At 60.9% G+C, this 21,904-nt stretch carries 23 protein-coding genes and 1 riboswitch; of the genes, 7 read left to right on the plus strand and 16 right to left on the minus strand.

The genetic code is table 11. The features are described from left to right. The first annotated feature begins 228 nt into the window (after positions 1–228). A riboswitch (yybP-ykoY riboswitch) is annotated at positions 229–395 on the plus strand. Positions 396–404: 9 nt separating this feature from the next. Both mntP and ppnP read left to right on the plus strand, forming a co-directional pair. Continuing rightward, entirely contained in the window at positions 405–974 is a 570-nt protein-coding gene (gene mntP / locus PQR54_RS29165; RefSeq protein WP_408251816.1) for a manganese efflux pump MntP, read from the plus strand. 161 nt (positions 975–1,135) lie between these two features. Continuing rightward, positions 1,136–1,456: a pyrimidine/purine nucleoside phosphorylase gene (ppnP, locus tag PQR54_RS29170; protein ID WP_116122394.1), complete on the plus strand. Its 321-nt coding sequence runs from the start codon at positions 1,136–1,138 to the stop codon at positions 1,454–1,456. A 127-nt stretch (positions 1,457–1,583) separates the two neighbouring features. Here the strand turns inward: ppnP and PQR54_RS29175 are convergent, their stop codons facing one another. The 4 genes from PQR54_RS29175 to PQR54_RS29190 all read right to left on the minus strand — a co-directional run bounded on the left by PQR54_RS29175 (position 1,584) and on the right by PQR54_RS29190 (position 6,290). Then, positions 1,584–1,955, minus strand: coding sequence for a DUF6697 family protein (locus PQR54_RS29175; protein ID WP_408251818.1), 372 nt, complete (start codon positions 1,953–1,955; stop codon positions 1,584–1,586). 161 nt (positions 1,956–2,116) lie between these two features. Continuing rightward, complete coding sequence (locus PQR54_RS29180; protein ID WP_408251820.1) at positions 2,117–5,230, minus strand: bifunctional diguanylate cyclase/phosphodiesterase; 3,114 nt, start codon at positions 5,228–5,230, stop codon at positions 2,117–2,119. Further along, positions 5,227–6,021: a substrate-binding periplasmic protein gene (locus PQR54_RS29185; RefSeq protein ID WP_408251822.1), complete on the minus strand. Its 795-nt coding sequence runs from the start codon at positions 6,019–6,021 to the stop codon at positions 5,227–5,229. The genes PQR54_RS29180 and PQR54_RS29185 overlap by 4 nt, the downstream gene beginning before the upstream one ends. A gap of 38 nt (positions 6,022–6,059) precedes the next feature. Then, positions 6,060–6,290, minus strand: a complete 231-nt coding sequence (locus PQR54_RS29190; RefSeq protein WP_408251824.1) for a hypothetical protein — start codon at positions 6,288–6,290, stop codon at positions 6,060–6,062. Between PQR54_RS29190 and PQR54_RS29195 the strand changes: the two genes are divergently transcribed. The 3 genes from PQR54_RS29195 to PQR54_RS29205 all read left to right on the plus strand — a co-directional run bounded on the left by PQR54_RS29195 (position 6,289) and on the right by PQR54_RS29205 (position 8,451). Further along, positions 6,289–6,765 (plus strand): YybH family protein, encoded by a 477-nt coding sequence (locus tag PQR54_RS29195; RefSeq protein ID WP_408251826.1) that lies wholly within the window; start codon positions 6,289–6,291, stop codon positions 6,763–6,765. The two genes, PQR54_RS29190 and PQR54_RS29195, sit on opposite strands and share 2 nt — an antisense overlap. A gap of 85 nt (positions 6,766–6,850) precedes the next feature. Then, positions 6,851–7,912 carry a catalase family peroxidase gene (locus PQR54_RS29200; RefSeq protein WP_408251828.1) on the plus strand — a complete coding sequence of 354 codons (1,062 nt, stop codon included), beginning with the start codon at positions 6,851–6,853 and terminating at the stop codon, positions 7,910–7,912. Then, entirely contained in the window at positions 7,909–8,451 is a 543-nt protein-coding gene (locus tag PQR54_RS29205; protein ID WP_408251830.1) for a cytochrome b, read from the plus strand. The genes PQR54_RS29200 and PQR54_RS29205 overlap by 4 nt, the downstream gene beginning before the upstream one ends. 87 nt (positions 8,452–8,538) lie before the next feature. Here PQR54_RS29205 and PQR54_RS29210 read toward each other — a convergent pair whose 3' ends face one another. The 6 genes from PQR54_RS29210 to PQR54_RS29235 all read right to left on the minus strand — a co-directional run bounded on the left by PQR54_RS29210 (position 8,539) and on the right by PQR54_RS29235 (position 14,544). After that, complete coding sequence (locus PQR54_RS29210; RefSeq protein ID WP_408251832.1) at positions 8,539–10,281, minus strand: ABC transporter substrate-binding protein; 1,743 nt, start codon at positions 10,279–10,281, stop codon at positions 8,539–8,541. Positions 10,282–10,389: 108 nt separating this feature from the next. Next, complete coding sequence (locus PQR54_RS29215; protein ID WP_408251834.1) at positions 10,390–10,671, minus strand: DUF2160 domain-containing protein; 282 nt, start codon at positions 10,669–10,671, stop codon at positions 10,390–10,392. Next, on the minus strand, positions 10,671–11,480 hold the full coding sequence (locus PQR54_RS29220) for a carbohydrate ABC transporter permease (protein WP_323048438.1): 810 nt from the start codon (positions 11,478–11,480) through the stop codon (positions 10,671–10,673). Before PQR54_RS29220 ends, PQR54_RS29215 begins: the two co-directional genes overlap by 1 nt. Continuing rightward, positions 11,470–12,366, minus strand: a complete 897-nt coding sequence (locus PQR54_RS29225) for a carbohydrate ABC transporter permease (RefSeq protein WP_408251836.1) — start codon at positions 12,364–12,366, stop codon at positions 11,470–11,472. The genes PQR54_RS29220 and PQR54_RS29225 overlap by 11 nt, the downstream gene beginning before the upstream one ends. After that, positions 12,363–13,451 (minus strand): ABC transporter ATP-binding protein, encoded by a 1,089-nt coding sequence (locus PQR54_RS29230; RefSeq protein WP_408251838.1) that lies wholly within the window; start codon positions 13,449–13,451, stop codon positions 12,363–12,365. The genes PQR54_RS29225 and PQR54_RS29230 overlap by 4 nt, the downstream gene beginning before the upstream one ends. Beyond that, positions 13,438–14,544 carry an ABC transporter ATP-binding protein gene (locus PQR54_RS29235; protein WP_408251840.1) on the minus strand — a complete coding sequence of 369 codons (1,107 nt, stop codon included), beginning with the start codon at positions 14,542–14,544 and terminating at the stop codon, positions 13,438–13,440. The genes PQR54_RS29230 and PQR54_RS29235 overlap by 14 nt, the downstream gene beginning before the upstream one ends. Positions 14,545–14,903: 359 nt before the next feature. Here PQR54_RS29235 and PQR54_RS29240 point away from each other — a divergent pair, with 359 nt between their 5' ends. Further along, entirely contained in the window at positions 14,904–16,802 is a 1,899-nt protein-coding gene (locus PQR54_RS29240) for a S9 family peptidase (RefSeq protein ID WP_408251842.1), read from the plus strand. 45 nt (positions 16,803–16,847) lie between these two features. Here PQR54_RS29240 and PQR54_RS29245 read toward each other — a convergent pair whose 3' ends face one another. Continuing rightward, on the minus strand, positions 16,848–17,378 hold the full coding sequence (locus tag PQR54_RS29245) for a MarR family winged helix-turn-helix transcriptional regulator (RefSeq protein ID WP_408251844.1): 531 nt from the start codon (positions 17,376–17,378) through the stop codon (positions 16,848–16,850). 106 nt (positions 17,379–17,484) lie between these two features. Between PQR54_RS29245 and PQR54_RS29250 the strand changes: the two genes are divergently transcribed. Beyond that, a complete protein-coding gene (locus PQR54_RS29250) occupies positions 17,485–18,279 on the plus strand; it encodes an SDR family NAD(P)-dependent oxidoreductase (RefSeq protein WP_408251846.1) in 795 nt (264 codons plus the stop codon). A gap of 136 nt (positions 18,280–18,415) precedes the next feature. Here the strand turns inward: PQR54_RS29250 and PQR54_RS29255 are convergent, their stop codons facing one another. From PQR54_RS29255 to PQR54_RS29275, 5 genes are all read right to left on the minus strand, one after another. Continuing rightward, positions 18,416–19,375, minus strand: coding sequence for an alpha/beta fold hydrolase (locus PQR54_RS29255; RefSeq protein ID WP_408251848.1), 960 nt, complete (start codon positions 19,373–19,375; stop codon positions 18,416–18,418). Between the two features lie 16 nt (positions 19,376–19,391). Continuing rightward, complete coding sequence (locus PQR54_RS29260) at positions 19,392–19,553, minus strand: hypothetical protein (RefSeq protein ID WP_408251850.1); 162 nt, start codon at positions 19,551–19,553, stop codon at positions 19,392–19,394. After that, the gene (locus tag PQR54_RS29265; protein WP_408251851.1) at positions 19,550–19,678 is read right to left on the minus strand and encodes a hypothetical protein; all 129 of its coding nucleotides are present in this window, start codon (positions 19,676–19,678) and stop codon (positions 19,550–19,552) included. Before PQR54_RS29265 ends, PQR54_RS29260 begins: the two co-directional genes overlap by 4 nt. Before the next feature lie 17 nt (positions 19,679–19,695). Beyond that, positions 19,696–20,412, minus strand: a complete 717-nt coding sequence (locus PQR54_RS29270; protein WP_408251853.1) for a glutathione S-transferase C-terminal domain-containing protein — start codon at positions 20,410–20,412, stop codon at positions 19,696–19,698. A 194-nt stretch (positions 20,413–20,606) separates the two neighbouring features. Next, complete coding sequence (locus tag PQR54_RS29275) at positions 20,607–21,629, minus strand: SGNH/GDSL hydrolase family protein (RefSeq protein WP_408251855.1); 1,023 nt, start codon at positions 21,627–21,629, stop codon at positions 20,607–20,609. Positions 21,630–21,904 lie beyond the last annotated feature (275 nt).

Raw genomic sequence — 21,904 nt, forward strand, 5'->3', positions numbered from 1 at the left:
CCAATCCCTGATGCTTAACGCACGTTGATATTGTTCTGATGTTTTGCGTACCCTGCCTTCCGCGGACGTGACCCGTCTCTTTTCCCGCAGGACGGTGTGCCACTAAATCAACATATACCATCGGCCGTTTGCCACGCTACTGATACGTGAAGTAGCGACAGATTTATTTATTGGGCAGACATGCGAGGCGCAAGCACCATTACATAAGCCTTTCGGCATGGTATGCTCGCACCTGTCTTTGGGGAGTAGCCGGCTTCTACCCAGAAGCGCCTGCATCAACATTCTCGGTCGCGCAGACCGTGGTGCAGGTAGCCCTTTGGTTGGCAAGACCATCGACACACCACGCGACCGGTCGGGCGCGGCGGTGTGTCGCGGTTTTCCGCCCGACCACGAGCCTCCCTTTCATGAATCCTGTCGCAACGCTGTTCCTTGCTTTCGCCATGTCCACCGACGCCTTTGCGGCCGCAATCGGCAAAGGCGCCACGCTCCATCGTCCTCATTGGCGCGAGGCTCTCAGGACGGGACTGATCTTCGGCGTCATCGAAGCGCTGACGCCGCTGGTCGGATGGTTTCTCGGCAAAGCTGCGGCGCAATACGTCTCGGCATGGGATCACTGGATCGCGTTTGCGCTGCTGCTGGCCCTCGGCGTCCGCATGATTTTCAACAGCTTTAACGCCAAGGAAATCGAGGAAACGAAGCCGTCGGCTCATTCGTTCTGGTTGCTGGCGCTGACCGGCTTTGCTACGAGTATCGACGCCATGGCGGTCGGTGCGGGCCTCGCTTTCGTTGACATCAACATCTATTCCACTGCCGCCGCGATCGGTCTCGCTACGATGGCGATGGTCACGATCGGCGTGATGCTCGGCCGTGTCATCGGTCACGTGGCGGGCAGGCGCGCGGAGCTGGCGGGTGGCGTCGTGCTGATCGGTATTGGCAGCACGATCCTGGCTGAGCATCTGAAGATCTTCGGCTAAGCCGTGTTTGACGGCCGCCCGCGGATCTCCCTTTTTTTCGGCGCAATCGGCGTCTGACGCCGCCGACCGCCTGTATGATGGCGGGTCCGCGTTCGACCTGAAGGTCCGACCTGAAGTCCACGCAAACGCATCCATTCACGACAACCCAGAGGAAGATTGGCATGACGGCAGCAACGCAATTCGATCAGGTTTCCATCGTTAAACGAGCCAACGTCTATTTCGACGGCAAGTGCGTCTCGCACACCGTTCTGTTCGCCGACGGCACGCGCAAAACGCTTGGCGTGATCCTGCCGGGCGCGCTCAACTTCGGCACGGACGCGCCGGAACTCATGGAAGTGCAGGCCGGTCAATGCCGCATCCGCCTCGAAGGCAGCGACGAGTGGAAGACGTATGGTGCGGGCGAGTCGTTCTCGGTGCCGGGAAAAAGCCGCTTCGATATCGACGTGATCGAAACGCTCGACTACGTCTGCAGTTATCTGTAAAACGTGCCGCGTTGCACGACGTTGGAATGACGCGCGTATTCAGGCGCGTCATCGATGATCGCCGGTTGAGTAAGGGCCACCACTCAACCGACGAAGAGACGAGTACGGATCAATGTTTCCGTTGCGATCAACGGCGTTTCATCTTGATCACGCGCGAAATCTGACCCAGCGTGAATCCACTGTTCTCCACGTACTTCGCGTAGTCGACGGGAGCAGTAAACGATTCCTCGGTGACGTACTCGCCCATGTAACGGAATCGGTCAGTTGCCGTGCGGACAAAAACAGGCAGTGGCTCGGTCTGTCGCGCAAGCGTTCGGCCTGCCGCTCGTGAGGCGGCGCTGCCATCGCAGACGATCACATCCGGCGCATACGGGTTGAGGTCCTGACGCAATCGCGCGGCCACGACCTTTCCGCCCTTCACGGGCAAGAATGCCTGTTTGCATCCTCCCGTCACTTGATGAATTTCTTCCCGTGAATACTCTTTGCCGATATCAAACATGATTTTTCTCCCAAGAATGACGCCTGGCTATCAAGCAGTGGCATCAAGCGGAGCGATGATATCGACCTGTATCTAAATCCCTCGTATAAAGCGCGGGCTTTTTCATAAAGAACGCACGTGGATTGCAGCAGCGTGACGTTACCGACGACACGCCACGTGACTTATGTTCGTTCAGCCACGCACTGACGTGTGTCTACCTTGTTCAACAGCTGCTCAAAGTCTTCGATGGGAAGCGGGCGGCAGAAATAATAGCCCTGATACGCGTAGCATCCCGCTGCAGCGAGGAAATCCCGCTGAGCCTCGGTCTCGACGCCTTCGGCGATCACACCCAAACCGAGGCTGCGCGCAAGCGCCACGATGGTTCTGGCAATCACGGCATCATTCGGATCGACAAGAACGTCGCGCACGAATGAGCGGTCGATTTTCAACTGATCCAAAGGCAGACGCTTCAAATAGGACAGCGACGAATAGCCGATGCCAAAATCGTCGAGTGCAAAGACGATGCCTTTCGCTTTCAGCGCGCTCATCTTCTCGATGATGTCCTGCACGTTGTCGACCAGCACGCTTTCCGTCAGCTCCAGTTTCAACCTGTCGGGCCGCGCGCCGGTGCGACCGATAATCGTCAATACGTTGTCCACAAAATCGGCTTCGCGGAACTGCTGGACGCTGACATTGACCGCAATCGTGAGATGCGCCATGTCGGGCCGCGTTGCCCATCGCGCCAGTTGCGCGCAGGCAGCCTCCAGCACCCAGCTTCCCAGCGCAAGGATCAGTCCGGTCTCTTCGGCCAACGGAATGAACTCGGCGGGCGGCACGATACCGCGCTGCGGATGCTGCCAGCGCACCAGCGCTTCCGCGCCTGTTACGCGCGTACCCACGACCTGCGCCTGGTAGTGGAGCAGGAACTGATTGTCCTCGATGGCATTGCGCAAGCCCGCTTCCAGCGCGGCTCGCTGCACCACGACGGTTTGCATGTCGGGATCGAAGAAACGCACGGCATTGCGTCCTCGTTCCTTGGACTTGTACATCGCGAGATCGGCCTGCTTGAGGAGTTCGTCGATCGAAGCCTGATGCCCTCTGAACACGGTGGCGCCGATGCTCGCACTCGTGCGGTACTCGATCTTGCCAAGGTGATACGGACTGCCCAGAACAGCGAGGATTCTTTCGCCCACGGCCTCCGTCTGGTTGGCCGCCTCCTGGCGGTTCTTGTGCAGGTTGCCGAGCACCACCACGAACTCGTCGCCGCCCACTCGCGCCACGGTGTCGCTTTCGAGTACGCTGTCTGCCAGACGCTGCGCCACTTGCTGCAGCAGCAGATCGCCTTTGTCGTGGCCCAGGGTATCGTTCAACGTCTTGAAGTGGTCCAGGTCGATGAACAGCAGCGCGCCGCATGCCTCGTTGCGGGCACTGGCCGTGATCGCCTGCCTCAGGCGATCCAGTAACAGGGTGCGATTGGGCAATCGGGTCAACGCATCGAAGAAGGCCAATTCCTTGATTCGCTCTTCCGCGATCTTGCGTTCGGTAATGTCGTGATGCGTGCCGACATAGTGACTGACCGTGCCGTTGTCGCTCGTCACGGCGGAGATCGTGAGCCATTTCGGGTACACCTCGCCGTTCTTGCGGCGGTCCCAGACTTCTCCTTGCCATCCGCCCGCACTGTGAATCTCTTCCCACATCTCATGGAAGAATGCGTCGTCGTGGCGGCCGGATCGAAGCACGCGCGGCGTCTGGCCCACGATCTCCTCGGCGGTATAGCCGGTACATTCGGTGAAGGCCGAGTTCACGCGCAGAATGGTGGCGCTCGCGTCGGTGATCATCATCGGTTCCATCGAGTCGAATGCGACAGCGGCAATGCGCAGTTCAGCCTCGACCTGTTTGCGCTCGGTAATGTCGCGGCCACTCGTGCGAAAGCCGATGAACTCGCCTTTGGAATCGGTAATGGGAACCCAGGACGCGGACAGCCACATGAGCGAGCCGTCCTTGCGAACGCAGCGAAACTCGAGGTCATCGCCGCGCAACCCCTGTAGCGCCATCTGGAATTCGGGTGCCACGCGGGGAATGTCCGCGGGATAAATCACGGTGCCTGCAAAGTCAGGTAAGGCCATACATTCGTCGACCGTATAGCCGATGTACGCCTCTACCGCCGAGTTAATCCAGCGCGGCTTGCCGTCGGGTCCCCACCAGATTTCCCAGTTGACCGTACAGTCGGCAATCGCGCGGAATTTCTCCTCGTTCTCGCGCAATTCTTTTGTCATTGCCGAGGCGAGCCGCATCGCGCGGCCGCGGCCGGTCATCATCAGCCAGGTGAGCAGCGCCAGCAGCAGGCTGAGGCCCGTGCCGGTGCTGGCGATAGGGAGCGAAGCGTTGCGGCCGAAGCGGGCCTTGAAGTCGTCCTGCGCGGTCATCGACAGTGTCCAGTCATGTCCGCCAACCACCAGATATTCGTTGGCGGACATGTCCGTAGCCAGATGATGACCAGGCGCCTCAGGCGTTTTGTGCAACAGCGCGGCGGCCGACGTTTCGACGCCGTCGTAGATAGCGATGGTGAGGCCGGGCGGCTGCTCGCCGTACAGGCTGGCGATGACATCGTGCATGCGGAACGACGCGAACACCCAACCCACCAGGTGCGCGCGGCGCTGGGCGACGGTGTCTTGCGGCTGGCCTCGCGCATAGATCGGCAGGTACATGATGAAGCCGGGGCGAGCATTGCCGGAATCCACCGAGAGACGGACCTTGCCGGAAAGGGTCGCCATGCCGGAGTCGCGCGCCTGCTCCAGGGCGCGCCGCCGCACCGGGTCGGCCCATGCATCGAACCCGGGCGCCGTGCGATTGATGCCGATGAACGGCTCGCGCTGAATGATGGGCGCGTAGTCCTCGCGCGAGCCTTTGGGCTCGATCGCGTAGTCGCGCACGCCCTGCTGGCGCATGGCTGCTATATGCTCGGCTTTCTGCATCGCCGGCACCCACGCGACGATGCCGATCGTCTGGATGCCGGAGAAGTTGGCGTCGAGATTGAGTGTGCCGACGTAGTCACGAAACCGGGCGCGGTCGATCTCGCCGGTCGCGGCGAACAGGCTCTGCACACCGCGTAGCAAGAGCTCATATGTGCCCATGCGCTGTTCGATGCGGCTGACCGCGTCGCCCAGCGAATAGTTGAACTGGGACAGCAGTTCATGACGGGCAGCTTGCTGCTCATGGTCCCACAGCATCCACGTCACGCTGAGCGCGGCGGAGAGGACCACAAACGGAAGCAGGACGAGGCGTGCCCAGTTCACGGCTGCGTCTTGAAATCGACCATCGAATCGGCGAGGTCAGGTTTGAAATACTTCTCGAAGATGCGCCGCACGGTGCCGTCCGCGCGCATCTCATTCACCAGCGCGCGCCACTTTTCCCGCTCGGCCGGCGACAGTGCCTTCTTCGACATGATCAGGCCGTGACGCACGGCGGGGTCGTCGAATTCCACGATGGTGGTCACGTCGCGGATTTTCTTTTCATCGATTGCAGGGTAATCGAAAGGCTCGATGATCATGCCTTGAATGCGCCGGAGAATCAGCGCCTGATACAGCGGCTCCAGACCGCCGGCCTGGCTGACGCGGTTTTCGGCCGACAGCTTGTCGACCAGCCGGTTCGCCGAGTCGCTATAGCGGAAGCTGCGGATCACACCGAGTTGAAACTGGTCGTTGTGCTCGAAGTCGGCAAGCCGATGAATTCCAGCGTCCTTGCGCACCAATAGATAGTACTTGTTGCTGAAGTACCAGGCGAAGTCCGCGTACTCATTACGCTCGTCGTTGGTAATGCCCGACAGGCTGAAATCCAGTCCGCCGGATTCAATCAGCTTCCAGATCCGGGCTCGCGACATCAGGCTGACTCTGATCTGGCAACCGCTGCGGCGAATCAGTTCGTCAGCGAAATCCTTGTCGATCCCGGTATCCGTGTCGACGGAATAGAGCAGACCGTGATCGTGTAAAGCGAGCGTAAACGAACGCGAACATTCGGGACCCGCGGCCATGGCGTTGCCCACGCAGCTAAGCGCCAGCAACAAACCCCCGAGGCATTGTCGAATCACAGTGTCTCCGTCGTACGAAGATGACTTGAGTACCACATTCAATTTTCCCGACGATGACGCCGACGAGATCCTGCTATCTGGTCAATTTGAATGCGGCCAATGAGATGCCATTTTTTACGGACTGGCCAGCATACACCTGTCCGCAGGGCCAGCGGAACATTCAACCGAAAGCGCTCTTCACGCAATATCGGCAATGGGCTGCAGTTCTTGAGGCGGCGGTTGTTATTTTTTGCGTGGGAGCGGATTCTGTCGATTTGGAGAACTTCCATGATCAGACGCCTGCTTACGATTGCTGCGGTGTTGATAAGCATTGTCATGGCGGCGCCGGCTCGCTCTGACCCAGGTTCGGACCAAGCGGCCATCACGGCGCGACTGCAAGGCTGGTCGCAAGCGTTCAATGCCCGCAATGCAGCAGGCGTCTGCGATGTGTTCGCGCCGGACCTGATTTCAAGCGTTCCTGAAGTGCTCGATGGTAACCGGGATACGCTTTGCGCGAAGCTCGCCGCGCTGCTGGCGAAGCCTGAGTTGAGCCTTCATTACGACAGTCCGGACATTCGCGAGATCATCGTTTCCGGGGATATCGCCGTAGTGCGACTCTTTTGGACGCTCACAGCGCGTAAGGGTGCGGAAGAGAGCGTGACGCATGAGGCGGGGATGGATATTTTTAAACGGCAACCGGATGGCAAGTGGTCCATCGCCCGGTTCATGTCGTTTGGCACGACGCCGAATAAGGTTCTTGACTGAGTAAGCACGATTCACCAACCAATGGCACTATTCTCCCCACCCTGCTAGATTTCTACTCAGCCGAATCATTGATCGGGAGAGATCGATGGCCGACAGACCGACTTCCAACGCCTCCACCGTCCGTTCGCTGGTCCTGATTGCCGTGGTCGTGGCCGCGCTGGTCGCGGCCTTCGCCTATACGGCCGGCTGGCTCTCGCCGGGGCGTCTCACACCGGCAAAGATCGTCAACGGTCTCGCGCCGCCGGGCGGCGCGGCGCTGGGCTTCCGGCGCAATCATGCCAAGGGCATCTGCTTTACCGGCACCTTCGAATCGAACGGCGGAGCTGCGACCCTCTCCAAGGCGCCGATGTTCGCGCCAGGCTCGTATCCGGTCACAGGACGATTCAACCTCGCTACAGCCGACCCCAAAGCGCCGGACGCCACCGTCAGGGTGCGGGGCCTCAGCCTGCGCATCGTCGGACCGGATGGAAGCGAATGGCGCACCGCGATGATCGACGTGCCCTTCTTCCCGGTCGCCACGCCGCAGGCGTTCTACGCCCTGCTTCAGGCTTCGGCCAACAAGAGCGATCCGGACGCGATGAAGAATTTCGTCGCCGCGCACCCGGAGTTCGGCACGTTCGTCGGCTGGGCCGGCAAAGCGCCTTGGACGGCCTCGTACGCACAGGAGCAGTACAACAGCCTCAATAGCTTCATCTTCACGAATGCCCAAGGGCAGGAGCAGCCGGTGCGCTGGTCCTTCATACCGGCCGCGCAGCCCGAAACCGTGTCCCCCGACCAGTTGAAGGCGAAAGGCGCCGACTTCCTCGCCGCGGATATCACGCAGCGGGTGCAGAGCGCGCCGCAACGCTGGACGCTGGTCATCACCGCCGCCAATCCCGGCGATCCGACCGCCGACCCCAGCAAAGCCTGGCCGGATGACCGTCGCAAGGTGGAGGCGGGCACGCTGGTGGTCAACGCGATCGAGCCCGAGGCCGACGGTCCGTGCCGCGATCTCAACTTCGATCCCACGGTCCTGCCCTCCGGCATGCACGTCTCGGACGACCCGTTCCCGGCCGCGCGCTCAGCCGCCTATTCCGTCTCGTTCAACCGGCGGACCGCCGAGGATAAGGACTATCCGCGCCATCCGGCGGGAGGAGCCACGCCATGACGACCCCGATCCACGCTCGCTTCACACCGCTGCAACGCGCGCTTCACTGGCTCATGGCGGTCTGCATTCTGGCAATGCTGTTCATCGGCGTCGGGATGGTGTCCACCGTTCGGCCGGATTATCTGTCGCTGGTGTCGATCCACAAGCCGCTGGGCATTGTGATTCTCGTGCTGGCGCTGATTCGCCTGGTGGTGAGGTTGACACGCGGCGCGCCACCGCTGCCGGCGTCGATGCCGGAACCGATGAAACTCGCCGCCCACCTCTCGCATCTCGCGTTCTATCTATTGATGATCGGGCTGCCGCTGATCGGCTGGGGCATGCTGTCGGCGGCGGACTATCCCGTCGTAGTGTTCGGAATACATTTGCCGCCCATCCTGCCGCATAGCAACGGTCTGCACACGCTGCTATGGAACGCACACCGGGCGCTCGCATTGTGTTTCTTCGCGCTAATCATGCTGCACCTCGCGGCAGCGCTTCTGCACGCGCTAGTGAGACGTGACGGTGTATTCGAGGCGATGGCATCCTGGTCGAAGCGGTGAGACGCGCGCCTCCAGCGATTGAAATGAAGCGGGCGACCTGAACAGGCCGCCCGCTTCAAACTCTGCTGAATTACCGCATCGCCACGCTCACCGCACTTTCCCCTGCTTCCACGCGGTCAGCAACTGGTCGTACTTGACCGTTTCGCCTTTCGGCTTCTCGTTCGCCAGCTTCTTCCACGGTGCGTGCTGATCCGAGAGCCATTTGTCCGGAGAGCTTTCCGGATTCAGCTCCGGCGCGCAGACCTTCATCCCTGCGCGCTGCAAACGGCCCAACACCTGGTCCATTTCCTTCGCCAGATTGTCCATCGCGGCTTGCGGTGTCTTTTCGCCGGCAACTGCCGTCGCGACGTTCTTCCACCACAGTTGCGCCATCTTCGGATAATCGGGCACGTTGTTACCGGTCGGCGTCCACGCGACACGCGCCGGGCTTCGATAGAACTCGATCAATCCGCCGTACTTGTCCGCGTTCTTCGTGAAGTAATCGCTATGAATATCGGAATCGCGGATGAACGTGAGACCGGTAATCGACTTCTTCAGCGAGACGGTTTTGGACGTGACGAACTGCGCGTATAACCACGCGGCAGCGCGCTGGTTCGGCGGCGTCGACTTGAAGAAGGTCCACGAACCGACGTCCTGATAGCCGTTCTGCATGCCGTCCTTCCAGTACGGACCGTGCGGCGACGGCGCCATCCGCCATTTCGGCGTGCCATCCGCGTTGGTCACGTTGCCGGGTTTCAGCATCGATGCGGTGAATGCGCTGTACCAGAAGATCTGCTGGGCAATCTTGCCTTGCGCCGGCACCGGTCCCGCTTCGTTGAAGGTCATGCCCGAGGCTTCGGGCGGCGCGAACTTCTTCAACCAGTCGATGTATTTGGTAGTCGCGAACACCGCGGCCGGGCTGTTCGTGCCGCCGCCGCGCGAGACCGACGCGCCCACCGCATGGCAACCGTCCGGCGTGACGCGCACGCCCCATTCGTCGACCGGCATGCCGTTCGGGATGCCCTTGTCGGCTTCGCCCGCCATCGAGAGCCATGCATCGGTAAAGCGCCATCCCAACGACGGGTCTTTCTTGCCGTAGTCCATGTGCCCATAGACTTTTTCGCCGTCGATATTCTTCACGTCGTTCGTGAAGAATTCGGCGATGTCCTCATACGCGGACCAGTTCACCGGCACGCCGAGTTCATAGCCGTATTTCGCCTTGAACTTGTCCTGCAGGTCCTTGCGCGCGAACCAGTCGGCGCGGAACCAGTAAAGATTCGCGAACTGCTGGTCGGGCAATTGATAGAGCTTCTTGTCCGGCGCGGTCGTGAAACTCGTGCCGATGAAGTCTTTGATGTCGAGACCAGGGTTCGTATATTTCTTGCCTTCGCCGGCCATATAGTCGGACAGCGGCATGATCACGCCATAGCGATAATGCGTGCCGATCAGGTCGGAGTCGGAAATCCAGCCGTCGTAAATGCTCTGGCCGGATTGCATCGACGTCTGCAGTTTCTCGACGACGTCGCCTTCCTGGATAATGTCGTGCTTGACTGAAATGCCGGTGATTTCGGTGAACGCCTTGGCGAGCGTTTTCGATTCGTACATGTGCGTGTCGAGTGTTTCGGACACCACGTGCACTTCTTTGACGCCTGCCGATTTGAGCGTCGCAGCGGTATCGATGAACCACTTCATCTCGTCCATCTGCTGCTGCTTCGATAGCGTGCTGGGCTGGAACTCGCTATCGACCCACTTCTGCGCTTCGGGCGTGCCGGCAATCGCCGCGTGGCTCGTGAAGCCAGTCGCGATGACGCCTGCCACGGCGAGCGTGACGATTCGTCTCCTCTGTTGCATGGCTCTCTCCTGTGTCTCCGCACCCCTTGGATCAACTGCCGAGGTCCGCCCGGGGCATCAACGGAACCGGTCTGTCCAGATACGCAAACCTTCAGGACGCAACGCTGTTCATCCTTTCCACATGACGATCAGCAGCACGAGCATCGACGCCGCGAAACCGGGCCACGCGCTCGCATGTTCCGCGCTGATGCCGATCCACGCGAGATTGATATACGCGGCAATCAGCAATCCGATAAAGAGCCGGTCGCCACGCGTGGTGCCGATCGGCAGGAAGCCTTTGCGTTCGACGGTGGGCGAGCGGATTTCCCACACGGTCATGCCCGCCAGCATCACCACGACGCAGCCGAAAAAGATCGCCACTTCCGGTGTCCAATACATCCACGTGAGCATCAGACTCTCCCCATCGCAAAGCCCTTCGCGATGTAGTTCCGCACGAAATAGATGACGAGCGCGCCGGGCACGATGGTCAGCACGCCCGCCGCCGAGAGCACGCCCCAATCCATGCCCGCCGCCGATACCGTGCGCGTCATCACGGCGGCAATCGGCTTGGCGTTGACCGTGGTGAGCGTGCGCGCGAGCAGGAGTTCGACCCAGCTGAACATGAAGCAGAAGAACGCTGTCACGCCGACACCCGACTTGATCAGCGGCAGGAAAATCTTCACGAAGAACGCCGGGAACGTATAGCCGTCGATGTAGGCGGTTTCGTCGATTTCACGCGGCACGCCCGACATGAAGCCTTCGAGAATCCATACCGCGAGCGGCACGTTGAACAGCATGTGCGCGAGCGCGACCGCGATATACGTGTCCATCAAACCGACGCTCGAATACAGCTGGAAGAACGGCAGCAGGAACACGGCGGGCGGCGTCATCCGGTTGGTGAGCAACCAGAAGAACATGTGCTTGTCGCCGAGAAAGCGATAGCGCGAGAACGCGTACGCGGCGGGCAGCGCGACCAGCACCGACATCACCGTGTTCATCAGCACGTAGATGATCGAGTTGATGTAGCCCCAGTACCAGGACGGGTCGGTGAAGATGACCTTGTAGTTGTCGAAGGTCACGTGGTGCGGCCAGATTGCAAACGCCGACATCGTCTCTTCGTTCGTGCGCAGCGAGATCGACAGCATCCAGTAGAGCGGAATCAGCGCGAACAGGATGTATAACGTGAGTACGACGACGCGCATCCAGCGGTTATTGCGCATAGTCGTCTCCGCTGGTGGCCGGGCCGCCCTTGCCGACGCGCTCCATCCAGTTGTACAGAATGAAACACAGCAACAGGATGATCAGGAAGTAGATCAGCGAAAACGCCGCCGCCGGGCCGAGGTCGAATTGACCGACCGCTTTTTGCGTGAGGTACTGCGACAGGAAGGTGGTCGAATCGCCGGGGCCGCCGCCCGTCAGTACGAACGGCTCGGTGTAGATCATGAAGCTGTCCATGAAACGCAGCAGCACCGCGATCATCAACACGCCGCGCATCTTCGGCAGCTCGATATAGCGGAATACCGCGAAGCGGCTCGCGCCGTCGATTTCGGCGGCCTGATAGAAGGCGTCGGGAATCGCACGCAAGCCGGCATAGCAGAGCAGCGCGACGAGCGGCGTCCAATGCCAGATGTCCATCACCAGCACCGTTATCCACGCGGCGGCGGGACTGGCCGTGTAGTTATATTCGATGCCCGCGTGATTGAGCGCATAGCCGAGCAGGCCGATATCCGGCCGCCCGAAAATTTGCCAGATCGTGCCGACCACATTCCATGGAATCAGCAGCGGCATGGCCAGCACGACCAGCGAAGCCGACGCGCGCCAGCCGGAAGCGGGCATTGCGAGTGCAAGACCGACGCCGAGCGGAATCTCGAACAGCAGCACGCACGCGGAGAAGATGATCTGCCGACCGAGCGCGCCGCGCAGGTCGTCGTCGTTGATGATCGCGCGAAACCACTCGGTGCCGACGAACACATGCTGCGTCGGGCTGATGATGTCCTGCACCGAATAGTTGACCACCGTCATAAGCGGCAAGATGGCGGAAAACGCGACGCAGATGAACACCGGCACGACCAGCAGCCACGCCTTCTGGTTGACGGGCTTGTTCATCGCGTGATCCTTTCATCGTTGCTGAAGAACACGGTTTCCGCCGTGGCAAGCTTCAACCAGACCGCTCCTTCGTCGACCCGCAGATGCGGTTCGACTTTTGCCCTGAAGACGTGCCCGTCGCATTGCGCAGTGACGAGTTGGTAATTGCCGAGTTGCTGCACACGCAGCAGGTGCGCTTTCACCGCGCCGGCTTCACCGTCGCTCACCACGCGTACGAACTCCGGGCGAATACCGAGCGTCAGGTTGCCGTTGGCGTGCTTCAGCGTATCGAGCGTAGGCGGGTCGAGTTGTAAATGCTGCGTGCCGATTTTGATGCCGTCGGCGTTCAGTTCGATCGGGCAGAGATTCATGCCCGGGCTGCCGATGAAATAGCCGACGAACGCGTGATCGGGCCGCAAAAACAGCGCGCCCGGATCGCCTTTCTGCACGACACGGCCGTTCGTCATCACGACGACTTCATCCGCGAAGGTCAACGCCTCGACCTGATCGTGCGTCACGTAGATCAGCGTCAGCTTCAGTTGCTGATGAATCTTCTTCAACTGACGACGCAGGATCCACTTCATATGCGGGTCGATGACGGTCAACGGTTCATCGAACAGGATCGCGGCGACGTCCTTGCGCACGAGGCCGCGCCCAAGCGAGATTTTCTGCTTCGCGTCCGCCGACAGATTGTTCGCCTTGCGCGGCAATTCGCGCGTCATGTCGAGAATCTCCGCCACTTCGTGAACGCGCTGTTTCACGTCACGTACCGACATTTTCCGGTTGCGCAGCGGGAACGCGAGGTTGTCGAAGACGCTCATCGTGTCGTAGATCACCGGGAACTGGAACACTTGCGCAATGTTGCGTTCGCGCGGGCTCTTTGCCGTGATGTCGCTGCCGTCGAACAGCACCTTGCCTTCCGACGGCGTCACCAGGCCGGACACGATGTTGAGCAGCGTGGACTTGCCGCAACCGGACGGCCCGAGCAACGCAAACGCGCCGCCGTCTTCCCAGACCATGCTCATCGGTTGCAACGCGTAGTCGTCGAGCGTGGCGGGGTTGGGTGCGTAAGCGTGCGCGAGATTCTGGAACTCAATGCGCGCCATGAGCGGCCTCCGGGCCAGACACCAGCGTCGTGTCCGCGCCGAACACGAACAGTTCGTCGGGGTCGATGTACACGTCGAGTTCCGTACCGAGATCGATCTGATGCACGCCTTGCAGTTGTGCCACCAGGTCGATGCCGCCTTGCCGCGTGTGCAGATGCAGATAGGTTTCGGAGCCGCTCAATTCGGCCAGTTCGAGCCGGCACGGCACGGCGACGGAGCGCGGTGTCCGCGGCGCCAGTCGCAGATGGCCTGGGCGCACGCCGATGCGGAACGTTTCCTTTCCACTGACAGCTCGCGCGCTGGCCCGCCCGAGCGGCACGTCGATGCCGATCGGCAGGCGCGCGGTGCCGTCGGCGGTGAGGTCGCTGGCGAGCATGTTCATCGGCGGATCGTTGAAGACGGCCGCGACGTCGATATTGGCGGGCGCGTTGTACACGTCGAGCGTCGGGCCGTGTTGCAGCACGCGCCCCTTGTCGACGATCGCCGTATAGCCGCCGAGCAGCAGCGCTTCAAGCGGTTCGGTCGTCGCGTAGACGACGGTGGTTTTGCCGTCCGCGAACAGCGTCGCCAGTTCGACGCGCAATTCCTCGCGCAGCTTGTAGTCGAGATTGACGAGCGGTTCGTCGAGCAATACCAGCGACGAGCGCTTGACCAGCGCCCGCGCCAATGCACAACGCTGCTGCTGGCCGCCGGACAGTTCGCCCGGACGCCGTTGCAGCAGGTGATCGATATGGAGTTTGGCGGCGACTTCGTGGACGCGCCTTTTGACTTCGTCGGCGGGAGTCTTTTGGAGCTTCAGCGGCGACGCGATGTTGTCGAACACCGTCATGGCCGGATAGTTGATGAATTGCTGGTAGACCATGGCGAGGTTGCGCTGCCTGACGCTGACGCCGGTCACGTCGTTGCCGTCGGCCAGCACCCGGCCCGAAGCCGGGCGGTCGAGTCCGGCCATCACGCGCATCAGGGTGGTCTTGCCGGCTTGCGTCGGTCCAAGCAGCACGTTGATCGCGCCGGGGACAAGCCGCAGATCGACGCCGTACAGGTGCGTCTGAGCGCCCGAAACGACTGTCACCCGCTCCAGTTCCAAGACCAAATCGCTCTCCTTTGTTCTAGTGCGTCTCCGGTGCTGCGGGTGCCTTCTGGCTCATTTTGGGCGGACGGCAAGGCGCGCCCCTTTTTCTGAAAGGAAATCAAAACAACGGATTCGATGTTCCTTTTTGTTCGTTTACGTTTAAATTGGTGTTAACCATACAATCGGTCGACAATTAAGTTCGCCGGCGTTTACCGTATCGATAACGATTGCTTTCGTTGAATATTTTATTTCGTACCAATCGTAATCTGGGTGTCAGCGTAACAGAATGGCAATCAGTCTGAAGGATTGCCTGCTCACGCCGCGCGGATAGGACGCAGGTTTGGCGCGCATGGTCAAATGGGGCTTTTGAGGAGGACTGCATGAGTGCTGTCAACGATAAAGAAGCCGCTGACCGGACCGTCAAGCTCTACTCGGTACGCGACTTTTTCCGCAGGCCCGAGAAACACCAGTTCACGATTTCGCCGGATGGCCGGCATCTCTCGTTCTTGACCCGGCATGCGGGCCGCCAGAACATCTTCGTTCAGGAAGTCGGCCCCGACGGCTCACCGCTTGGAGACGCGCGGGCGCTGACCAACGAAACCGAACGCGACGTACCTGGCCACGCCTGGAAAGGCAACGACCGCATTCTGTTCGTCAAGGACTTTGGCGGCGACGAAAACTATCACGTGCTGTCCGTGCCGATCCACGGCGGCGAACCGGTCGACCTGACGCCGTTCGAAGGCGTCAAGGCGAGCATCGTCGACGATCTCCGGGACGATGACCGCCATATCCTGATCCAGATGAACCGGCGCGACCCGCAGGTGTTCGACGTGTTTCGCGTCGATGTCGTTACGGGCGCGTTCACTCCGATCGCTGAAAACCCCGGCAACATCATGGGCTGGATGACCGACCACGCCGGCAGCCTGCGCGTCGCGACGGCCTCGGACGGCGTCAACACGACCCTGCTCTATCGCGATACCGAAACCGAACCGTTCCGCCCGATCCTGACGACCAACTTTCGCGAAACGGTGTCGCCGCTATTCTTCACCTTCGACGATCGGCGCTTGTACGTGCTATCCAATCGAGGCCGGGACAAGACGGCCATCTTCGAGTTCGACCCGCAGACCGCGCAGGAAGGCGAACTGCTGTTCGAAACGGAACACGTGGACGTGGGCGGCTTGACGTTTTCGACCCATCGGCGCGTGTTGACTGCCGCGTGGTATGTGGACGACCGCCTGCATCGGCATTTCTTCGACGAGTGGGCTCGCTCGATTCACGAGGATCTGGCGCGTCAGTTGCCCGGCCAGGAAATCGCGATCACGAGCATCACGCGCGACGAGTCGCGCGCGATCGTGCACGCTTCGAGCGACCTGTCGCCGGGCTCGATCTGGACATACGATATCGCCAGCCGCCATCTGTCCAGGCTCACTGAACTGATGCCTTGGCTCGACGCCGCGGACATGGCGCGCATGGAACCGATCAGCTTCGTCGCGCGCGATGGGTTGCAGATCAACGGCTATTTGACGTTGCCCGCGGGCATCGAACTCGGGCAGAAGCTGGAGCGCTCGCTTCCATTGATCGTCAATCCGCACGGAGGACCTTGGGCGCGCGATTCGTGGGGATTCAATCCCGAAGTGCAATTGCTCGCCAATCGCGGGTATGCCGTCTTGCAGCTGAACTTCCGCGGATCGACGGGCTATGGACGCGCGTTCTGGGAAGCGAGCTTCGGTCAATGGGGCAAGTCGATGCAGGACGACATCGACGACGGCATCGACTGGCTCGTCGGGCAAGGTCTGGTCGACCCCGCGCGCGTGGGCATCTACGGCGCGAGCTACGGAGGCTACGCGGTGCTCGCCGGCGTAGCGTTCACACCCACGCGCTATGCGGCTGCAGTGGATTATGTCGGCGTCTCGAACCTGTTCACCTTGCTCGAATCGTTGCCGCCGTATTGGAAGCCGATGCTCGACATGATGTACGAGATGATCGGTAACCCGCAAACCGAATCGGGCAAGCAGGCGCTGCACGATGCATCGCCGCTATTTTTCGTGGATCGGATCGTGACGCCGCTATTTGTCGCGCAAGGCGCGAACGATCCGCGAGTCAAGCAAGCCGAAAGCGACCAGATCGTGAGCGCGCTGCGCGAGCGTGGGATCGACGTCAAGTACATGCTCAAAGACAACGAAGGGCACGGCTTCCACAACGAAGAAAACCAGTTCGAGTTCTACGAGGCGATGGAAGCCTTTCTTGCGCAGCATCTGGGCGGCCGTTCGGGGGCGTAGCGTCGCAGCATCTGCACCGGCCGGTGATCGTCACCGGCCGGCAGGCTATTCCCCGTGATAGGCGGTGAGAAACTCGTCGGACGCCACTTCGTCCGCGAGCGCCCGCAGCGTTGCCGCCGAGTCGCGGCCCAACACGTCTTCCACGCGATTGTTCGCTTCGGCCCAAAGCACCAATGCCTCCGAGAGGCGCTTCTTGCCGAGGCGGGTGAGAACGCCGTGTTTTGTCCGCCTGTCCTCGGCGTCCTGGCGCAATTCCACCAGCCCGTCCCGCACCAGCGGCCTTAACGCATGCGTCAATGCCGAAATCTGGATGGCGAGCCGAGCCGCCAGATCCTGCAATGTCGGCCCCTCTGCACTGCCGTTGGCGGAAAAACGCTCAATTTCGGCAATCAGGCCGATCTGAGTGGCTTTGAGGTCGAGCGGAGCCAGCGCCTCGTCGTATAGCTGGCCCAGTCTGCGCGCGGCGCGTCGTAACGCCGTGTTCGTACACGCGAGCTCGCCGAGGATATCCCGCTCATCTGTAGCTGGCCGATCCAGATCGTCCGGATTCGCCAGTGAATCAATTTTCTTTCCCATACGCATAGGATGGTTGAGTACTGCACTGTTGACAAGGGGGTGACGTCCGGCTATATACTTGAGCCCTCAATTATTATAGTTGAGTACCAAACTAACGGAGTCACAGATGACCAGTTCACGGAAAGTTGCTGTTGTAACCGGCGCGTCGTCCGGTATCGGTGCTGTCTACGCGGACCGCCTTGCCGCGCGCGGTTACGATCTCGTCCTTGTCGCACGGCGCGCAGATCGCCTCGAAGCGCTGGCTGCGAAGGTAACGGCGGCACATGGTGTCAAGGTCGACTCAGTTGTCGCGGACCTGACGAACGACGCCGATCTGACGCGGGTCGAGAAGATTCTCGCCACCAATACGGCCGTGCGCGTGCTGGTCAACAACGCCGGTCTCGCGCGACTGCGGCCGGTCGCACAATCCTCCGCCGAAGACACGCGCTCGCAAATCGCGCTCAACATCACGGCCCTCACCCGGCTGACGCAGGCTGCTGTGCCGGCATTCGTGTCGCGAAACGAAGGCGTCATCGTCAATATCGCCTCTGTTCTGGCGATCCACTCGCTTCCCGTCAGCGCCGTCTACAGCGGGACCAAAGCCTTCGTTCTGCAATACACCCGTGGCCTTCAGCAGGAACTCGCGGAGACTGGCGTGAAGGTGCAGCTCGTCCTTCCGGCATCGACGGCAACCGAAATCTGGGACGAATCGGGCATCCCACTTTCGGCGCTGCAGAAAGAGTCGGTGATGACGACGGAGAACATGGTCGATGCGGCTTTGTCCGGCTTCGATCAGGGCGAAGCTGTCACATGGCCGTCGGTGGCCGACGCGAGCCTGTGGGACACCTACGACACTGCCCGCGCGGCGTTGTTTGCCGCCACGCAGGTCGGCAAACCGGCTCCGCGCTACAAGATCGGTTGACTGTCGTTGGGGGCGTCAAGCGCTTGAGACCAGCGCCTTCGCCGCGGCAGCGGTGAAGGCGCTGGTGCTTATGTGATGCGGCCGAACCGGCAAGCAGATTTTGAACGATCTCGAACACGGCAGGGACCATGCCGATTTACAGTCCCTTCAAGAACGCAACTAGCAAGTCATTCACTTCGGCCGAACGTTCCCGCTGAATCCAATGACCCGCGCCATCGAGAATATGGCAGCCACGCAATCCGGGCAGCACGCGTGTCAGGTTCTCGATACGCGCCTGCGAGCCGGGAAACTTGAGAACGTCGTCTCTTGCGCCGGCCACGAACATCGAAGGCTGACGGATCACGGCGCCTCGCCATGCGGCCATCAGTTCCGACGAGCGTCGAATACCGCGGTACCAGTTGAGGCCGCCTCTGAAACCCGTGCGCGCGAACTCGCCCGCCACATAAGCGATCTCTTCGCTGGTGAGCCAGCCTGGCAGCGTCTCGGGATCGACCGTGCCGTCGAGAAAACCTGCGCCCGGGGCCAATATTCCCGCCACGACGCGCTCGGGTCCGTCGCCCGACATGCTGAAGGTGATGCGTCGAATCGCAGCTTCGGGATCGGCCTCGAACTCATGCTCGGCTACACCGGGCGTCTGGAAGTACTGCATATAGAATGTTCGTATCCCTTGCCGATCCAGTGCGCTAAGCAAATCCTCCCGTGCGGGCGGATGAAACGGCACGCTCATGCCGACAACCGCACGAAACAGATCTGGCCGCAACATCGCCGAATTCCAGGCGACCGGCGCGCCCCAATCGTGGCCGACGATCACCGCCTCGCTTTCACCGAGCACGTTGACGAGTTCGACCATGTCGCCGACAAGATGCAGCATCGTGTACGAGTCCGCATCAGGCGGCGCATCGGTGCCGCCATAGCCGCGCATATCGGGTGCGACGGCGCGGAAGCCCGCGGCGGCGAGCGCCGCCAACTGATGTCGCCAGGAGTACCAGGACTCCGGAAAGCCATGACATAGCAGCACTAGCGGACCGCTGCCCTGGCTGGCCACACGCATGCGCAGTGCGCCCACCTGCAATGTCTCGAGGCGAAGTTCGTGCAAGGTCGGCTCCATGAGTTCAGTTTAGCGTCGCAAGCAACGCCGACAGCCTGGCGGCGGCCGCTGCGGCCTTGGCCCCGCTCTCCTGCAACAACGCGAGCTTGGCGGTGTCGTCGGGCCGCATGCCACGCATGATCGCATTCTGGCTGTTCAGCCGGCATTGCGACAGCCACGCGTTCAAGCCCGCGTGCTGCCGCCAGTTCGTCGTTTGGCAAGGGTCACGGCCCACATGCGTAGCCAGTCGACCGGATGCTCGGGGCTCGGCACGAGGCGGCACAGCGCGTTCTGCTCGGTCGGATCCGTCACGTGGCTCTCCACATACCTCAAGGGGATACCCGTAGGCGTACCTCGTTGTTGATCCGCTCGTGAATGGCCTCGCAATGGCGAACGAGCTCCGGGCGCGAGAGCACGTACTGCTTTAACGGCGTGTCGATCCGATAGAAGTAGATGTTGGCGACAAAGCCATAGATCGCCGCGTCGACGGTTGTCGGCTCGGAGCCGAAAACAAATCCGTCATCGCCGAGCAGGTCCGCCACGACACGCAGATCGTCGATACCTCTCGCATAGACCTGCTCCGGCTCATAGCGGCCAATGCCTTGATAGTGATAGCGCAACCGGTTGTGTTCGCGCGCGGCTTCGAGATCGCTTGCACTCACGTCTTCGTGTGTCGCGAGAATGGCGTCGCGGAAAGAAGGCCAGAAGCGGTCGTCGCGCCAGCGTGAAAAGCTCATCGGCCAGTACAGGTCGTCGAGCGTTCTTCGCACCAGGAAGTCCAGATTCAATTGTCCCGGCGAAAGCGCGTGGTCGATGCGCAGGTCGTACCGGTGCTTTAAATGGGCGATGATCCGGTCGCTATCGCCGATCGTTTCTGCGCCATCGACCAGATACGGCAACTGTCCACGCGGGGCAAGGCTCGTGTCGAGGATGTGCCGATGCTCGAAGTCCATCCCGCACAAACGCATGAACGCGAATACCTTGAGACCGAACGGATTGTTGTCGGCGACGCCGAACAGGTCGGGATAGGAATAAAGCGTCAGCATGAGGCACTCCTCGCCGAGGGCCGTCACTCTGCGAAGTAGTCGCTACTGCGGAGTGCGGAAGTGAGCGGGTACGATGCTGCCAAGCTTACTCGACTCGTGGTTGACCGTCATGTGATTGGCGTGCGAACGCGTCACGCGGACGCGCGGACGCCCGGTGACGATATGTCGGCGTGAGCGGTTTTTTCCAGGCGCTGTCAGTGACCCAGACCGCTCTTGGCGAGTTGCTGCTCCACGAACTGGGCAAACAGAGAATGCAGATGCGTCGTCGGATGAAGGTCGTCGGCGAACATGTACGTCTGGTCCGCGTTGCTGGTCACGTAGGTCGGCGGCGAGCACAGCAAGGACGTGTTATCGGGCGTTTTCTTGGGGTCGCAGGCCTGACCCGTGTTCGACACGGCAAAGCCATTGGCCTGAAAGTTCGCGATGATCCCGTTCAACCACGTATAGGCATCGACCTGGATGACTTTCGATTGCACGCCTACGGTCTGCAATCCGGTGTTCAAGGTGTCGTTGAAGAGTTGCGATAACTGGGTCAAGTTTGCGCCGCCGTCGGAAGCGGCAAGGCCGGTCGGCGACAGGCCGACATTCGGAACATTGACCACCACGACGTGCGCGCCGCCGTTCTGGACGATTTGGCCGATTACCTGAGCCAGCGTGTTGGCCGCAGTCTGCACGGTCGGCGCCGCAGCAGGCAGTTGCCCGGCGCGAAGCACATCGTTTGCGCCGGCCCAGACGAGCACCAGTTGATTGGAATTGAAACTGCCATGCGCCGAGAGATAGCTGGACACTTGCTGATTGACCGGCATCTCGATGTTGCCGATCACCGAGGTCAGAAAATCGGACTGGTTGGCCGGCGTCGCTACAGTAGCACCGCCTTCTGCATAACCGAGGCCGCTCTGCGCAGTAAGCTTGTGCGTGATGTCGATTGTGTACGCAGCCTTTAGCGTGTCGCCGTAGTACTGCGCGACATTCTGAGTCCACACCTGCCCGGGATTAGTCGTAAAACGACCGCCGCCAACCGCGCTTGCGAGCGGCGCGTAGGTTCCGACGTCGGAAAGGCTGTCGCCGAACGAGACGATTTGCAGATTGATGCCGCCTGCCGGTGTAGCAGCTGGGCTGCCGCTACTCGAGTCGCCTCCGTGTCCGCCGCATGCCGTAAGCAGTGAGATCGCCACTGCAAAAATTGCAGCGCGTACCGTGTCATTTCTTCCTCGCATCGCAACGTCTCCTAGGCTGGCCGGAGAGCCGTTGCGACGTTGCGCTAAATTGCCGGTCGCTCTCTCCAAATAAGCACTCTTTTAAAGCAATAAGCGTGCGCTATCGTAACTGGCGCTGCTGTGACGTCGTGCACACTTTCGGGAACGCCGAGCGACGCGGAGCAATTAGGGGAATACCGCCGCTTTCAATTGAAGGATTCCGTATCAACCCAGCGTCCGGTTTTCGGCACATCCCTCACGGCATATCCGACGCATTTCGCCAGCGTAGAATCACA

The organism is Paraburkholderia phytofirmans, assembly GCF_046028095.1.
In the GTDB taxonomy this organism is placed as follows: Bacteria; Pseudomonadota; Gammaproteobacteria; order Burkholderiales; family Burkholderiaceae; genus Paraburkholderia; species Paraburkholderia phytofirmans_A.

What these genes read in the sequence shown, in the direction of transcription:
- PQR54_RS29245 (WP_408251844.1), bottom strand. Translation starts at nt 17,378, where the DNA reads ATGGGAAAGAAAATTGATTCACTGGCGAATCCGGACGATCTGGATCGG.
- PQR54_RS29195 (WP_408251826.1), top strand. Translation starts at nt 6,289, where the DNA reads ATGATCAGACGCCTGCTTACGATTGCTGCGGTGTTGATAAGCATTGTC.
- PQR54_RS29200 (WP_408251828.1), top strand. Translation starts at nt 6,851, where the DNA reads ATGGCCGACAGACCGACTTCCAACGCCTCCACCGTCCGTTCGCTGGTC.
- PQR54_RS29175 (WP_408251818.1), bottom strand. Translation starts at nt 1,955, where the DNA reads ATGTTTGATATCGGCAAAGAGTATTCACGGGAAGAAATTCATCAAGTG.
- PQR54_RS29275 (WP_408251855.1), bottom strand. Translation starts at nt 21,629, where the DNA reads ATGCGAGGAAGAAATGACACGGTACGCGCTGCAATTTTTGCAGTGGCG.
- mntP (WP_408251816.1), top strand. Translation starts at nt 405, where the DNA reads ATGAATCCTGTCGCAACGCTGTTCCTTGCTTTCGCCATGTCCACCGAC.
- PQR54_RS29270 (WP_408251853.1), bottom strand. Translation starts at nt 20,412, where the DNA reads ATGCTGACGCTTTATTCCTATCCCGACCTGTTCGGCGTCGCCGACAAC.
- PQR54_RS29210 (WP_408251832.1), bottom strand. Translation starts at nt 10,281, where the DNA reads ATGCAACAGAGGAGACGAATCGTCACGCTCGCCGTGGCAGGCGTCATC.
- PQR54_RS29250 (WP_408251846.1), top strand. Translation starts at nt 17,485, where the DNA reads ATGACCAGTTCACGGAAAGTTGCTGTTGTAACCGGCGCGTCGTCCGGT.
- PQR54_RS29215 (WP_408251834.1), bottom strand. Translation starts at nt 10,671, where the DNA reads ATGCTCACGTGGATGTATTGGACACCGGAAGTGGCGATCTTTTTCGGC.
- PQR54_RS29225 (WP_408251836.1), bottom strand. Translation starts at nt 12,366, where the DNA reads ATGAACAAGCCCGTCAACCAGAAGGCGTGGCTGCTGGTCGTGCCGGTG.
- ppnP (WP_116122394.1), top strand. Translation starts at nt 1,136, where the DNA reads ATGACGGCAGCAACGCAATTCGATCAGGTTTCCATCGTTAAACGAGCC.
- PQR54_RS29240 (WP_408251842.1), top strand. Translation starts at nt 14,904, where the DNA reads ATGAGTGCTGTCAACGATAAAGAAGCCGCTGACCGGACCGTCAAGCTC.
- PQR54_RS29190 (WP_408251824.1), bottom strand. Translation starts at nt 6,290, where the DNA reads ATGGAAGTTCTCCAAATCGACAGAATCCGCTCCCACGCAAAAAATAAC.
- PQR54_RS29230 (WP_408251838.1), bottom strand. Translation starts at nt 13,451, where the DNA reads ATGGCGCGCATTGAGTTCCAGAATCTCGCGCACGCTTACGCACCCAAC.
- PQR54_RS29205 (WP_408251830.1), top strand. Translation starts at nt 7,909, where the DNA reads ATGACGACCCCGATCCACGCTCGCTTCACACCGCTGCAACGCGCGCTT.
- PQR54_RS29220 (WP_323048438.1), bottom strand. Translation starts at nt 11,480, where the DNA reads ATGCGCAATAACCGCTGGATGCGCGTCGTCGTACTCACGTTATACATC.